Source organism: Nocardioides sp. NPDC092400 (assembly GCF_040684155.1).
GTDB lineage: Bacteria > Actinomycetota > Actinomycetes > Propionibacteriales > Nocardioidaceae > Nocardioides.
On the sequence record NZ_JBFBFJ010000005.1, the window covers coordinates 1 to 13,052 of the forward strand.

11 protein-coding genes and 2 tRNA genes are annotated in these 13,052 nt (G+C 73.5%); 7 read left to right on the forward strand and 6 right to left on the reverse strand.

Annotation, left to right across the window (positions count from 1 at the left end; all coding sequences use genetic code 11):
• The first annotated feature begins 146 nt into the window (after positions 1 to 146).
• From AB0N29_RS15510 to AB0N29_RS15520, 3 genes are all read left to right on the forward strand, one after another.
• Positions 147 to 3,359 (forward strand): response regulator, encoded by a 3,213-nt coding sequence (locus AB0N29_RS15510; RefSeq protein WP_364868065.1) that lies wholly within the window; start codon positions 147 to 149, stop codon positions 3,357 to 3,359.
• 130 nt (positions 3,360 to 3,489) lie between these two features.
• Entirely contained in the window at positions 3,490 to 4,107 is a 618-nt protein-coding gene (locus AB0N29_RS15515) for a response regulator transcription factor (RefSeq protein ID WP_364868067.1), read from the forward strand.
• Between the two features lie 51 nt (positions 4,108 to 4,158).
• On the forward strand, positions 4,159 to 4,443 hold the full coding sequence (locus AB0N29_RS15520; protein WP_364868069.1) for a DUF3072 domain-containing protein: 285 nt from the start codon (positions 4,159 to 4,161) through the stop codon (positions 4,441 to 4,443).
• 28 nt (positions 4,444 to 4,471) lie between these two features.
• On the opposite strand, the gene AB0N29_RS15525 is transcribed toward AB0N29_RS15520, so the two are convergent.
• The gene (locus tag AB0N29_RS15525) at positions 4,472 to 5,284 is read right to left on the reverse strand and encodes an MBL fold metallo-hydrolase (protein ID WP_364868071.1); all 813 of its coding nucleotides are present in this window, start codon (positions 5,282 to 5,284) and stop codon (positions 4,472 to 4,474) included.
• A gap of 213 nt (positions 5,285 to 5,497) precedes the next feature.
• Between AB0N29_RS15525 and AB0N29_RS15530 the strand changes: the two genes are divergently transcribed.
• The 4 genes from AB0N29_RS15530 (at position 5,498) to AB0N29_RS15545 (ending at position 7,966) form a co-directional block, all read left to right on the forward strand.
• The gene (locus AB0N29_RS15530) at positions 5,498 to 6,019 is read left to right on the forward strand and encodes a DUF2243 domain-containing protein (RefSeq protein ID WP_364868073.1); all 522 of its coding nucleotides are present in this window, start codon (positions 5,498 to 5,500) and stop codon (positions 6,017 to 6,019) included.
• Positions 6,020 to 6,142: 123 nt separating this feature from the next.
• A complete protein-coding gene (locus AB0N29_RS15535; protein ID WP_364868075.1) occupies positions 6,143 to 7,339 on the forward strand; it encodes a ScyD/ScyE family protein in 1,197 nt (398 codons plus the stop codon).
• Positions 7,340 to 7,519: 180 nt separating this feature from the next.
• Positions 7,520 to 7,837, forward strand: coding sequence for a hypothetical protein (locus AB0N29_RS15540; RefSeq protein WP_364868077.1), 318 nt, complete (start codon positions 7,520 to 7,522; stop codon positions 7,835 to 7,837).
• 55 nt (positions 7,838 to 7,892) lie between these two features.
• A tRNA-Ile gene (locus tag AB0N29_RS15545) sits at positions 7,893 to 7,966 on the forward strand.
• 278 nt (positions 7,967 to 8,244) lie between these two features.
• Here the strand turns inward: AB0N29_RS15545 and AB0N29_RS15550 are convergent.
• The 5 genes from AB0N29_RS15550 to AB0N29_RS15570 all read right to left on the reverse strand — a co-directional run bounded on the left by AB0N29_RS15550 (position 8,245) and on the right by AB0N29_RS15570 (position 13,019).
• Positions 8,245 to 8,317: transfer RNA gene (locus AB0N29_RS15550), tRNA-Asn, on the reverse strand.
• A 65-nt stretch (positions 8,318 to 8,382) separates the two neighbouring features.
• Positions 8,383 to 8,874, reverse strand: a complete 492-nt coding sequence (locus AB0N29_RS15555) for a hypothetical protein (protein WP_302267269.1) — start codon at positions 8,872 to 8,874, stop codon at positions 8,383 to 8,385.
• A complete protein-coding gene (gene dnaG / locus AB0N29_RS15560) occupies positions 8,871 to 10,772 on the reverse strand; it encodes a DNA primase (protein ID WP_364868079.1) in 1,902 nt (633 codons plus the stop codon). Before dnaG ends, AB0N29_RS15555 begins: the two co-directional genes overlap by 4 nt.
• Positions 10,773 to 10,800: 28 nt before the next feature.
• Positions 10,801 to 11,715: a 2-hydroxyacid dehydrogenase gene (locus AB0N29_RS15565; RefSeq protein WP_364868081.1), complete on the reverse strand. Its 915-nt coding sequence runs from the start codon at positions 11,713 to 11,715 to the stop codon at positions 10,801 to 10,803.
• Positions 11,716 to 11,750: 35 nt separating this feature from the next.
• Positions 11,751 to 13,019, reverse strand: coding sequence for a deoxyguanosinetriphosphate triphosphohydrolase (locus AB0N29_RS15570; protein ID WP_364868083.1), 1,269 nt, complete (start codon positions 13,017 to 13,019; stop codon positions 11,751 to 11,753).
• Positions 13,020 to 13,052: the final 33 nt, after the last annotated feature.

The following is a 13,052-nucleotide window of genomic DNA, read 5'->3' on the forward strand; positions in this document are numbered from 1 at the left end:
GATGCGAATGCTTGGTCGCTTCACACCTCACCCGGAGGTCTTCGTCATGGTCCAGCAACCACGCCGTACCTAACGTCCGTGGTCAGTACAGCTAGGGCGTCACGACGACGCTCCGCCAGCCCCTAGGGTGAGCGCGGGAGGTGGGCATGGAGCTGGGACCGCTGTACCGCGACGTCGTCGAGACGGCCCCGGACGGCATCTGGGTCTTCGACCTCGACGGACGCATCCTCTACGCCAACCCCGCGCTGGCCCGCATGGTCGGCGTCACCCGCGAGCGTGCTCAGCAGCTCACCGTCTTCGACACCCTCGACGAGCCGGGCAGAGCCCAGTTCTCCGCGCACCTGGAGCAGGTGCGGCAGGGGCGCTTCAACGAGCGCGAGGTCGAGGTGCGGCTGCAGCGCGCGGACGGCACCGCGACCTGGGTCCTGGCCAGCGAGTCCCCGCTGCGCGGGCCCGACGGCGAGGTCACCGGCGTCCTGCACCGGATGACCGACTGGAGCGACCGGCGCCGCGACCTCGAGGAGCTGGTCGAGAGCCGCGGGCGGCTGGCCGAGGCCCAGCGCATCGCCCGGCTCGGCAGCTGGTCCTGGGACCTGGTGCACGACAGGGTCGTCGGCTCCGCCGAGATCCACGAGCTCTACGGCTTCGAGCCCGGCGGGTTCCCGGCGTCGTACGACGAGTTCCTCGCGATCCTCCACGACGACGACCGGGCGCACGTGGACGAGCAGGTGCGCGGTGCCCTGGACGGTGCCGACACCTTCCTCTGGGTCGCCCGCGTGCTCGGCGCGAAGGACTGGGTGTGGACGCGAGGCCGGGGGGTGGTGCACCGCGACCCCGACGGGCGGGCCGTCGCCATGTCGGGGACCCACCAGGACATCACCGAGGTCAAGCAGACCGAGCTGGCGCTCGTCGACCAGGTCAACCAGAACGTCCTGATGCAGGCCGTGGCGTCCGCGGCGAACGAGGCCCGGTCCCTGCACGATCTGCTCGGCCAGGCCCGTGACCTGGTGCTGCTGCACGACGACTGGGAGCGCGGCCGCGGTTTCCTGGTCGCCGAGGACGGCACCGGCGTCGCGCCGTACTACATCAGTGAGGAGGACCGGCTCGCCGACGCGGGCGCGCCCGACGTCGCGGCCCGCGAGCTGGCCCTGGCCCAGCGGGCGTTCCACGACCAGCGCCCTGTGTGGGACGACCAACGGCTGATGATCGCCGCCCCGGTGTCGTACGCCGGGCAGGTGCACGCGGTCGTCACCATCACCTCGGCCCCGCCCCTCTACCGCCACCGCATGATCGAGGAGATGGTCGACGCGGTGACCGTCCAGATGGCGCGCGTGGTCGAGCGCGAGCATGCCGAGCGCGAGCTGGCCGACGCCCGCGACCAGGCCATGGAGGCCTCGCGGCAGAAGTCGGAGTTCCTCGCGACGATGAGCCACGAGATCCGGACCCCGCTCAACGGCGTCATCGGCCTCAACGACCTGCTGCTGCGCACCGGGCTCGCCCCCGACCAGCTGCGACTGGCGTCCGGGGTCCAGGTGGCCAGCCGCGCCCTGCTCAACGTCATCAACGACATCCTGGACTTCTCCAAGATCGAGGCCGGCCGGCTGGAGCTGGAGGTCGTCGACTTCGAGGTGCGGCCGGTCTTCGACCAGGTCGCCGCGGTCATGGCCGAGGGCGCGCGCTCGCGCGGCCTGGAGCTGATCGTCTCCTGCCACCCCGACGTGCCCGACGTGATCGCCGGGGACCCGACGCGCCTGTCCCAGGTGCTCACGAACCTGGTCTCGAACGCCGTGAAGTTCACCGAGGCCGGCGAGGTCTTCGTCCGGGCGACGTGCGCACCCGCCGCGGAGGGCCGCACGACCCTGCGCGTGGACGTCACCGACACCGGCATGGGCGTCGACCCGGCCAAGGTCGCCGGGCTCTTCGAGCCGTTCACCCAGGCCGACGCCTCCACCACCCGCGTCTACGGCGGCACCGGGCTGGGCCTGGCGATCTCCAAGGAGATCGTGGCCGCGCTCGGCGGCGAGATCTGGTTCGAGCCGAACCCCGCCGGCGGGAGCACCTTCTCCTTCACCGCGACCTTCGACCGGCCCGCGGGCACCACCACCGACCCCGGCGACGCCTACGCCCGGACCTGGCTCGCCGGCCAGCGCGTCCTGGTCGTCGACGACAACGCGCACAACCGCCTCATCCTCGAGGAGCAGCTGCGCTGCTGGCACGTCCGGCCGGTCAGCGTCGCGACCGCCGACGACGCCGAGCGCGCGCTCGCGCGGGCGGTCGCCGAGGGCGATCCGTTCGACGGGGCCCTCCTGGACCTGGCGATGCCGGGACGCGACGGACTCGACCTCGCCCGCGCGGTGCGCCGGGACGCGACGTACGACGCGCTGCGCCTGGTCATGCTCACCTCCTTCTCGGAGGTCGACCCCGCCGCGGTCGCGGAGGCGGGGATCGCCAGCTGCCTGACCAAGCCCGTGCTCGCACCCGTGCTGCGCGGCGTCCTCGTCGGGGCGCTGGCCGAGGTCGACGCGGCACCGGTGGCGTCCGCCCCCGAGCCGCAGGCCGGGCGCGAACAGCGCGTCCTGGTCGTCGAGGACAACCCGGTCAACCAGATGGTGGCGACGGGGCTGCTGGAGTCGATGGGCTACGACGTGGTGACGGCCGAGGACGGCGTCGCCGCGCTCGAGGTGCTGGAGCGGGAGTCCTTCGACGCCGTGCTGATGGACGTCCAGATGCCCCGCATGGACGGGTACGCCGCGACGCGGGAGCTCCGCCGCCGCGAGGGCGGTGCGGGGGGCGTCGGCCGCGTGCCTGTGATCGCCATGACCGCCGCCGCCGTCGAGGGCGAGCGCGAGCGTTGCCTGGCGGCCGGGATGGACGACTTCCTGACGAAGCCGGTGGACCCGGCGGCGCTCGGGTCCGTGTTGTCACAGTGGGTGGGGCCGGGCTCGGTCCCACCACCCGAGGAGGAGCAAGTCATGGAGATGCCACCGTCCACGCCGGTCGAGGGGCTCGACGTCGAGCGCCTGGACATGCTGCGGGACCTCGACCCCGGGAGCACGGCCTACCTGGACCGGGCGATCGGGAACTTCCTCGCCAACTCGGGGCCGGCGGTCGACCGGATCCGCGAGACCGTCGCCGACGACGACGCCGACGCGATGCGGCAGGCCGCGCACAAGCTGGCGGGGAGCGCCCTCAACCTCGGCGTGCTCGAGGTGGGGGCCGCCGCCCGGGAGCTGGAGTTCCTCGGCGACGCGGGGACCACCCAGGGTGCGGAACCGCTGGTCGACGCGCTCGCGGCCGCCGTACGGCGCGGCCAGGGGCTGCTGGAGGAGTACCGCGCGGCGTACTCCTCGGCCGGCTGAGGCACTCGCCGTACCGGTCGGGGACGACCGGATCCTGACCGAGAACCGCTCCGACCAGCACTTTTCACCCCTTCGGGCGACCTCTTGCGGTCCATGTCGACCCTCGGTCCGGCTTAGGTTCGTACTCATCATGAAGAACGCTCCAGACGACGCGACGGACGACGCGACGGACGACGCGAGGGCAGCCGGCAGCAGGCCGGTGCGGGTGGGCCTGGTGGACGAGTCCGAGCTCGTGGCCACCGGCGTGGAGGGCATGCTCGCCCAGCACCCCGGCCGGGTCGCGCACGTGGAGCCCGAGGTCGCCGACGTGGTCCTCTGCGACCCCGTGGGCCGGGGCGTCGACATCGAGGCGTACCTGTCCGAGGTCGCCGGCCGCAGCCGCGGCCGCATCGTGGTCTACACCTGGCGGCTGGACCCGGGCAGCGTGCGGCGAGCCGTGTCGGCGGGCGCACAGGGCTTCGTGTCGAAGTCCGTGGACTCCGACGAGCTGGTCCGCGTGGTCGAGCTCGTGCACGACGGGGACGTCGTCCAGGCACCGGCCGCCACCATGCCGACCAGCGACTCCCTCAGCGGCCGCGAGGCCGAGGTGCTCTCCTTGATCTGCCGGGGCCGGAGCAACCTGGAGATCGCGGCCGAGCTCTACGTCTCGGTCAACTCGGTAAAGACCTACATCCGCCAGATCTACCACAAGATCGGCGTCGCCCGGCGCTCGCAGGCCGTCGCCTGGGGCATCGAGCGCGGCTACTGATCCCGCCCCAGGGACGGGTTTGCCGGCCGGTGCGTCGGGTACGGGGCGGACATGAGTGATTCGAACACAGATGCGAACGCCGCGATGAACCCCTCGGCCGACGGCGACGTCCTCGGCGCCGAGAACTCCGACGGTCAGGACGCCCCCACCAACGCCCAGAAGGACCCCGAGGACTGGGTCACCGGCGACGAGCCGATGACCGGCGCCCAGCGCAGCTACCTCGACACGCTGGCCCGCCAGGCCGGCGAGACGATCCCGGCCGACCTGACCAAGGCCGAGGCCTCCGAGCACATCGACCGCCTCCAGCAGGCGACCGGGCGCGGCACGGACGGCTGACGCCTCCGCCCTCCCCCGCGGGGTCGGCTCAGATGAGCTCGACCCGCCCACCCCGCTCGACGGTGCGCAGGTGGGTCGGCAGGCCGCGCTCGCGGCAACGCGCCAGGAACTCGGCGCGGTCGGACCGGAAGACCGTGTAGTCGTCGAAGTGCACCGGCACCGTCACGGCCGGCTCGAGGAGCTCCACCAGGTCGGCGCCCTGCCGGTCGTCCATGGTCACCAGGACGCCGAAGGCACGCGTGCCGCCCAGGTGCACCACCGCCGCGTCGAGCGGCCCGGTGCGCTCGACGACGTCACGCAGGTAGGGCCGGAACAACGTGTCGCCGCTGATGTAGACCCGGAAGACCGGCCGACCCGGCTCCTCCAGCTCCAGGACGCTGCCCATCACCGGCGGCATCACGTGCTTGGCCGGCCCCGGACCGTGCTGCCCGGGCGCGGCGACGATGCGCAGCCGGCTGTCGCCGCTGGTCAGCGAGAGGTCCTCCCAGGTGCGCATCCCGTGCGCGCCGAGGAAGCCCCACTGACCGAGCTTCCGGCTCGAGGCCGGCGTCGTCGCGACGAGCAGCTGACGGTCCAGCTGCTCGCGCGCGATGCGGTCGAAGTGGTCACCGTGCAGGTGGCTGAGCACCACCCCGTCGAGCCTCGGCAGGTCGGCGGGCTGCCGCGACGGCTCGGTGAGCCGCTTGGAGAACAACCCTTTGCCGAGGTAGGCCCGCTGCCCCCGGTGCAGGAAGTTCGGGTCGGTCAGCAGGGTGAACGGACCCAACCGGAGGATCGTCGTCGCCGTGCCGACGAACTCGAGTGACGCCGCGGTGGGACCGGCGTTCGCGGGGATGCTCATGCGGCCCGGGTTCCCGTCGGCCGACGTGCACAAACCGCGCGGCTCCCGCCGGCGTCCTGGGACGCGGTGGTCAGAGCCGGGCCGTGGACCTGGGGGGTGTGCCCACGGCCCGGCGAAGCAGAAACTAGTCGGCGGTGGTCCGCACGGCATCGTCCGAACGGACGATTCTCGAGCGGGTAGAGGTCCTAGGACCGGCGTGGGTACCGCGCCGCCATGGCCACCTCCGAGACACCCGCCGACCGCCGTCCCACGAGAGCGGCCGGGCTGCTGTACGGCATCGGGCTCGGCGGCTTCGTCGACGGCATCGTCCTGCACCAGCTGCTGCAGTGGCACCACATGGTCAGCCACGTCGACGACACCCCCACCACGACCGTGGCCGGCCTGGAGGCCAACACGTTCGCCGACGGGCTGTTCCACGTGCTGGCGTGGCTCTGCGTCGTGGCCGCGTCCGTGCTGACCGTCCGGGCGTGGCAGCAGGGGCGGCTCGCGCCCACCTGGTCCTTCCACCTCGGGCTCGTCCTGGCCGGCTGGGGGCTGTTCAACGTCGTCGAGGGGCTCGTCGACCACCAGCTCCTCGGGGTGCACCACGTCCGGGACGACCTCGGGGCCCCCCTGTCCTGGGACCTCGGCTTCCTCGCCGCCGGCGCCCTGCTGGTGGTCGTCGGGTGGCTGGTGCACCGCCGCGGTGCGCGCGACGTCGCGCGAGCGCAGCCCCGCACGACCACGCCCCGCTGAGCCCGGGGCCGCGCCCAGACTTCCCCCATGTGGGAGATGCGCCTGCGCCGGGCAGCGGACTTGGGTGGTGGATGGTGCGCTCCCCCGCACCCCCACCCACCCCGCCACAGGAGGAGGTTCCCCATGACCCGTCCACGGACCGTGCTGCTCTCGGCGCTGGTCGCCAGCACCGCCAGCGCCGCCCTCGCCGCCGCCGCCCTCGTGCCCGCCGACGCCCATCCCCGCCACGAACCCGACGACCTCACCACCATCACCGCCCTCAGCGGGCCCCGCGGCGTCGACTCGGTCGGCCGTGGACTGACCCTCGTCACCGAGGACGACGGCACCTTCAGCCTCGTCGTCGAGCGCCGCGACGGGACTGCCGTGGTGCGCGAGCTGGGCGGCCTCCCGGCGGCCGCCGGGTTCGCCCAGGCCATCTCCGCCGCCCGCGGCAAGGTCTACTTCCTCACCGGGGGCGGTGGCGCCGCCGAAGGCCTGCCGCCCGGCGCCGCGACGCTCTACGTGTGGTCCGGCGGCACGCTCGAGCCGCTCGCGGACATCGGCGGGCACCAGGAGGGCGACGGGGACCCCTACGACCTCGAGGGCGTCCCGACCGACACGAACCCGTTCGGCCTGCACGCCCTCAAGGACGGGACCGTGCTCGTCGTCGACGCGGGCGGCAACGACCTCCTGCGGGTCTGGCCCGACGGAACGGTGAAGACCGTCGCGGTGTTCAAGCCGCGCGTGGTCGCCGTTCCCGACGACCTGCCGGAGCCTCCTGCCGGCCCGCTGCGCCGCATGGACCGGGGCGCGCCCGAGCCGGAGCCGGAGGCGCCGACCACGCCGGCGGAGTCCGTCCCGACCTCGGTCACCGTGGGTGCCGACGGCTACTGGTACGTCGGCGAGCTGCGCGGCTTCCCCGCGACGCCGGGCACCTCGCAGGTGTGGCGCATCAAGCCGGGCTCGCTGGGTGCGGTGTGCGACCCCGCGGCGTACGACCGGCGCCACTACCGCGCGGCGAAGCACCCGGTGAAGCACCGCAGCAGCTGCACGCGCTACGCCGACGGCCTCACCTCGATCATGGACCTCGCCGCCGACCGCCGGGGTGCGATCTACGCCGTGAGCCTGTCGAAGGCCGGGTGGCTGCAGGCCGAGTCCGGGACGCCGGGCGCCGAGGTCGGCGGACTGTTCCGCATCACCCCGCACCGGCACCACTCCCACGTCCGTGAGCTCGTCCCGGGCGAGCTCACGCTGCCCGGCGGCGTCGACGTCGCCAAGGACGGCGACATCTACTTGACCGGGCCGGTCTTCGGTCCCGGCGCGCTGATGAAGCTCGACTGACCGGTTCCACCGCGCGTGTAACGCGGGAGGGCCGTCGGGACAGGTGGTGGTGCACCACCTGGACGACGGCGGCTCCGGTCCCTGCAGGGGCCGGCCCGTCCAGCGCGGCGCAGGTCGGCCCGCCCTCGGTCCCCACGGGGGGCGGGTCGACTGCTGCCACCCACCGGGCACTGTTGTCCCATGAGTGGCGAGCCGGACTTCGACGCGATCACCAACTGGGCGATGTCCCTGCTGACCATGCGGGTCAACACCCCCTCCGGCGAGTGGCTGCCAACGGACTTCGAGCAGGTCTACCAGCAGGGCTGGGCCGAGCTCGAGTCGGCGTTCGGCGCCAGCACCGCCAGCGAGATGGCCATCCTCGACCTGGCGAACATCGCGATGCACCTCGTCGACTACCTCGTGGCGGTCACCGGGCAGCCGGCGTCGCGCTGGTTGGAGCAGGTGCGGCAGGACTACGTCGAGGCCGACGACGTCGAGGGGGACGAGGGCGACGGGTGAGGCGGGCACCCGCGGCCTCCGCCGCGTCGGCGCCCGGCTAGGCTCCCGGGCTCGCGGGGCGTTAGCTCAGTCGGTCAGAGCAAGGGACTCATAATCCCTGGGTCGTGGGTTCGAGCCCCACACGCCCTACCCGGACGTGGACCGCTGGCCGCAGGCAGGTCCAGGGGGCCGACGACTGTCGCCGCGCCGGCTGCCCGCGGTACGCCTCCTCGACCGACCCTCTGCTGAGTCCGCGCCGAGGAGGGACCGGCCGTCACGCAGATGTGCTGGCCGCCAGGGGGTCGCGGTCAGTCCGGCCACGTGGCTGCGCCGATGGCGACCCATCCAACCGAACCGCCCAGCCGCCCGCAACCAGGTGCCGAGACGCAGCGAGGGCCCGGCACGTGGTGCCGGACCCTCGATCTCTGCTCCCCCGGTTGGACTCGAACCAACAACCCTCCGGTTAACAGCCGAATGCTCTGCCAGTTGAGCTACAGGGGATCGGTGCAGCGCGCACACATTAGCAAGGCTCCGCGGCGCGGAGAAATTCGGGGGTCCGGCGTGACTCAGCCCGGCTCGACCTCGGCGCGGGCTGCTGCGAGCCCGCGCTCGGCGGCCGCGCGGACCGCGGGGTCGTCGGGGTCGAGCCCGTCGTCGAGGTCGTAGGTCCAGGTCAGCGCGCGGGCGCCCGAGGACCCGCGGCGCGCCACGACGCGCAGCCCGCGCTCCCCGAGGACGGGCACGTGCCGCTGGAGCACGACGCTCGCGGTCACCCGTTCGCGGACGAGCTCGAGCAGCCGCCCGGGCTCGTCGACGAGCGCCCGGTGCACCGGTCGCGGCTCGCCCCAGCTGCCGACCTCGCGGACGACGAGCTCGGAGGTGTCGCGGTCCCAGTGGGCCGACTCGACGTGCTCCCACGGGACCCGGCGGTCGGGCAGGTACAGCGCCTCGCGGGTGCCCCCGACCGGCCCCACGGAGGTGTCGGTCCAGGCCAGCAGGCGTTCCCCGCGTCGTACGGCGAGGTCGGGCCGGGGCGCCCGGCGGGGCCGCAGCCTCACGTGGTGCTCCCGACCGCCCGCTCGCGCAGCGTGCGGCGGTGCTGCTCGAGCGCGGCCAGCTCGCCGAACATCCGGTTGTACTCGGCGGCGTTCTCCACCGGGTTGGTGCGCTGCAGCTTGGACTTCACGTCGGCGATCCGGCGCATCGCGGTCAGCTCGAGGAGGCGGAAGACGTGCATGGAGACGTACGCCGCGTCCGGCTCCTTCGCGGAGAGGATCGGCTCGACACCCAGGGCGCTGATCGTGGAGGAGACGAGCGGATCGGTGGCCGCGTCGCGCAGCCGGCCGGCCCACTGCGCGTCCCCGGAGCCGGCGACCGGCCCGCCCGCGGCGGCGACGAGCCCCCACACGGCGCGGTAGACCGGGTGGGTGAAGTCGTCGGGGCCGATGTCGGAGGTCGTCCGGCCGATCGCCATCGGGTGCTGGATGACCAGCTTGAGGGTCTCCCGCTCGAGCGCGAAGCGCGGGTCGCGCAGGTCCGGGACCGGCGTGCGGGGAGCCCGCTCGGCCGGCTGCTCGGGCTGCGGCTCCGCCCGCCGGCCGCCGCGCTGGTCGGGCTTCGCTGGCCCGCGGTTGGTCGCGCGGCGCACCTCGGCGCGGGCCTGCTCGATGTCGATGCCCACCATGCCGGCCAGCTCGCGGGCGAAGGCGTCGACCTTCGAGCGGTCGCGGATGCTGGAGACCAGGCGGGCACCCTCGCGCAGTGCGTCGACGCGGCTGTCGGCGCGGTCCAGGTCGTACTTGCCGACCACGTTGGACAGCACGAACCGGTAGAGCGGCACCCGTCGGGCGACCAGCTCGCGGACCGCGGCGTCGCCCTGCTTGATCCGCAGGTCGCAGGGGTCCAGGCCGTCGGGCTCGACCGCGACGTAGGTCTGGGACACGAAGTTCTGGTCCCCGCCGAAGGTCCTCAGCGCCGCCTTCTGGCCGGCGGCGTCGCCGTCGAAGGCGAAGATCACCTCGCCGCGGAACTCCTCGTGGTCGTGCATGAAGCGGCGCAGCACCCGCGCGTGCTCGTCGCCGAACGCCGTCCCGCACGTCGCCACCGCGGTGGTGACCCCGGCGAGGTGGCAGGCCATCACGTCGGTGTAGCCCTCGACCACGACCGCCTGGGAGGACCGCGCCATGTCCTTGCGCGCCAGGTCGATGCCGTAGAGCACCTGGCTCTTCTTGTAGATCGGGGTCTCGGAGGTGTTGAGGTACTTCGCGTCGATCCGGTCGTCGTCGAAGATCCGGCGCGCGCCGAAGCCGATCGTGTCGCCGCTGGCGTCGCGGATGGGCCAGAGCAGCCGGCCGCGGAACCGGTCGTACGCCGAGCGGCCGACCGCCACGAGGCCGCCGGCGACCAGCTCCTCCTCGGAGAAGGCCTTCTGGCGCAGGTGCTTGAAGAGCGCGTCGCCGTCACGCGGGGCGAACCCGACGCCGAACGTCTCGGCGGCCGACTGGTCGAACCCGCGCTCGCCGAGGAACTGCCGCGCCACGAGCGCGTCGGGCGTGGCGAGCTGCTCGGCGTAGAACTGCTGGGCGACGCGGTGGGCCTCGATCAGCCGGTTGCGCTGCGGTCCGCGGGGGCGGTCCTCCCGGACGTCGCCCTCCTCGCGGCGCAGCTGCACGCCGTACTTGTCGGCCAGCCGCTCGACCGCCTCGGCGAAGGACAGCGCGTCGATGTCCATGACGAACTTGATGACGTCGCCGCCGGCCTGGCAGCCGAAGCAGTGGAAGAACCCTCGCGACGGGGTGACGTGGAAGGACGGCGACTTCTCGTCGTGGAAGGGGCACAGGCCCTTCATCGACCCGCCGCCGGCGTTGCGCAGGGAGACGTGCTCGCCCACCACCTCGTCGATGCGCGCCTTCTCGCGCACCTCGGCGATGCTCTCCTCGCGGATCAGGCCTGCCACGGGGCCGATCCTAGGTGGCCGACGGGGATCAGTACTCGCCGGTCATCAGGTTGTGGAGGGGCTCCCCCGCGGCGTACCGGTGCAGCTGGTCGCGGACCAGCCGGTGCGCCCGCGGCCACATCGCGCTGCTGGCGCCGCCGACGTGCGGGCTGACGAGCAGGCCGGGTGCGTCCCACAGCGGGCTGTCGGCCGGGAGCGGCTCGGTCTCGGCCACGTCGACCGCCGCGCGGATGCGCCCGGAGTGCAGCGCGGCGACCAGGTCGTCGGTGACGACGACGCCCCCGCGGGCGACGTTGACCAGGAGGGCGCCGTCCTTCATCCGGCCGAGGAAGTCGGCGTCGACCAGCCCCCGCGTCGCGTCGGTCAGCGGCACGACGAGGATGACGACGTCCGCGTCGGGGAGCAGCGCGGGCAGGTCCTCGATCGGGTGCACGCCCTCGCGCGCGGTGCGGGCGACGCGGACGACGTCGACCTCGAACGGCAGCAGCCGCCTCTCGATGGCCTCGCCGATCGCGCCGTGCCCGACCAGCAGGACGCGGCGGTCGGCGAGCGCGGGGCGCCACCCGGGCGTCCACTCGTGCCGGTCCTGGGCCCGGACGAAGTCGGGGATCCCCCGCAGCGAGGCGAGGACGAGCGCGAGGGTGAGCTCGGCGGTGGAGGTGTCGTGGATGCCGCGGCCGTTGCAGAGCGCGACGCCCTCCGGCACGCGCGAGCGGACGTTGTCGACACCCGCCGAGAGCAGCTGGACGACCTCGAGGCTCCGCATCCGCGGCAGGACGTCGCCGATCGCCGGCCCCATCTGGTACGGCGGCACGTAGAAGCGCACGTCCTCGACCGAGTCCGGCACGTCCTGCGTCGGGTCGACGACCTCGTAGCGCAGCCCCTCGGGCGGGTCGCCGAGCTCGGCGGGGTCGAACGGCAGCCAGACGAGTCGGTCGCTCATGAAACTCGACCTTACCGGTCGGCTTTCAAGGCCGGTCAGCGGCACAGCCGCGCGTGCCACTCGATCGCGCTCGCGTCGGTCAGGGACGCGACCTGGTCGACGACCACGCGCAACCGCGCTGCGTCGTCGGCCGCCTCGCGCCAGTCGTCGGCGAGCGGGCGCTGCAGCGCGTCCGGACCGCGGTGGACCAGCGCCGCCACCAGCTCGGCGAGCAGCTCGCGCTGCCGCTCCATCACCGCGACCCGGTCCTCGGCCTGCATGACGTACCGCGCGGCCACGCCCTTGAGCACCGCGATCTCCAGCAGCGTCCGCGGCGGGACCACCAGGTCCGCGCGGTAGCGCACGAACGGCCCCTCCCCCGCGGCGTACGTCGCGTGCTGCACGGCCCCGCAGAACCTGCCGATCAGGTCGCTGGTGAGGTTCTTCAGCGCCGCGAGGCCGCGGCGGCTGCCGTCGTACGGCGTGACCGGCCAGGACCCCTGGGTCCGCAGGCCGGCGAGCACCTCGTCGAGCACCTCGTCGGTGGCGTCGGGGACGTACCAGTCTCGGACGGTCTCCCAGACCGCGGCGGTGTCGAGGGCGGTGAGGTCGACGCGCCCGGCGACGATGCCGTCCTCGATGTCGTGCACGGAGTAGGCGACGTCGTCGGCGAGGTCCATCACCTGTGCCTCCAGGCACTGGCGGTCGCCCACGGCGCCGAGCCGCATCCAGTCGAAGACCGGGCGGTCGTCGTCGTAGACCCCGAACTTGCTGACCTCGCGCGGGGAGCCGTCGGCGTGCACGCCGCGGGGCGACTCCGCCCGGGCCCGCGCCCAGGGGTACTTCGTGCAGGCGTCGAGCGTGGCGCGGGTGAGGTTCAGCCCGACGGAGCGCCCGTCGGCGTCGAAGGTCTTGGCCTCCAGCCGGGTCAGCAGCCGCAGGGTCTGGGCGTTGCCCTCGAACCCGCCGCACGACCCGCTGAGCTCGGCCAGCACCCGTTCGCCGTTGTGGCCGAACGGCGGGTGGCCGAGGTCGTGGGCCAGGGCCGCGGTCTCGGCGATGTCGGGCTGGCTGCCGAGGGCGCGCGAGAGGTCGCGGGCCACCTGGGCCACCTCGAGGCTGTGGGTGAGCCGGTTCCGGACGAAGTCGTCGGTCTGCGGCCCCACCACCTGGGTCTTCGCGGCGAGCCGCCGGGAGGCCGCGGCGTGGACCAGCCGCGCCCGGTCGCGCTCGAAGGCGGTCCGCTCGGGGGCGTCGACCCGCTTGGGCGGCTCCGGGACGAGCCGCTCGCGGGCGGCGTCGTCGTACAGCTCCTCGGTGGTCATGTCGGGGGCGAGCCTAGGGCGCGCCCCCGACAC

What these genes read in the sequence shown, in the direction of transcription:
- AB0N29_RS15530 (WP_364868073.1), top strand. Translation starts at nt 5,498, where the DNA reads ATGGCCACCTCCGAGACACCCGCCGACCGCCGTCCCACGAGAGCGGCC.
- AB0N29_RS15520 (WP_364868069.1), top strand. Translation starts at nt 4,159, where the DNA reads ATGAGTGATTCGAACACAGATGCGAACGCCGCGATGAACCCCTCGGCC.
- AB0N29_RS15515 (WP_364868067.1), top strand. Translation starts at nt 3,490, where the DNA reads ATGAAGAACGCTCCAGACGACGCGACGGACGACGCGACGGACGACGCG.
- AB0N29_RS15570 (WP_364868083.1), bottom strand. Translation starts at nt 13,019, where the DNA reads ATGACCACCGAGGAGCTGTACGACGACGCCGCCCGCGAGCGGCTCGTC.
- AB0N29_RS15535 (WP_364868075.1), top strand. Translation starts at nt 6,143, where the DNA reads ATGACCCGTCCACGGACCGTGCTGCTCTCGGCGCTGGTCGCCAGCACC.
- AB0N29_RS15565 (WP_364868081.1), bottom strand. Translation starts at nt 11,715, where the DNA reads ATGAGCGACCGACTCGTCTGGCTGCCGTTCGACCCCGCCGAGCTCGGC.
- AB0N29_RS15540 (WP_364868077.1), top strand. Translation starts at nt 7,520, where the DNA reads ATGAGTGGCGAGCCGGACTTCGACGCGATCACCAACTGGGCGATGTCC.
- AB0N29_RS15525 (WP_364868071.1), bottom strand. Translation starts at nt 5,284, where the DNA reads ATGAGCATCCCCGCGAACGCCGGTCCCACCGCGGCGTCACTCGAGTTC.
- AB0N29_RS15510 (WP_364868065.1), top strand. Translation starts at nt 147, where the DNA reads ATGGAGCTGGGACCGCTGTACCGCGACGTCGTCGAGACGGCCCCGGAC.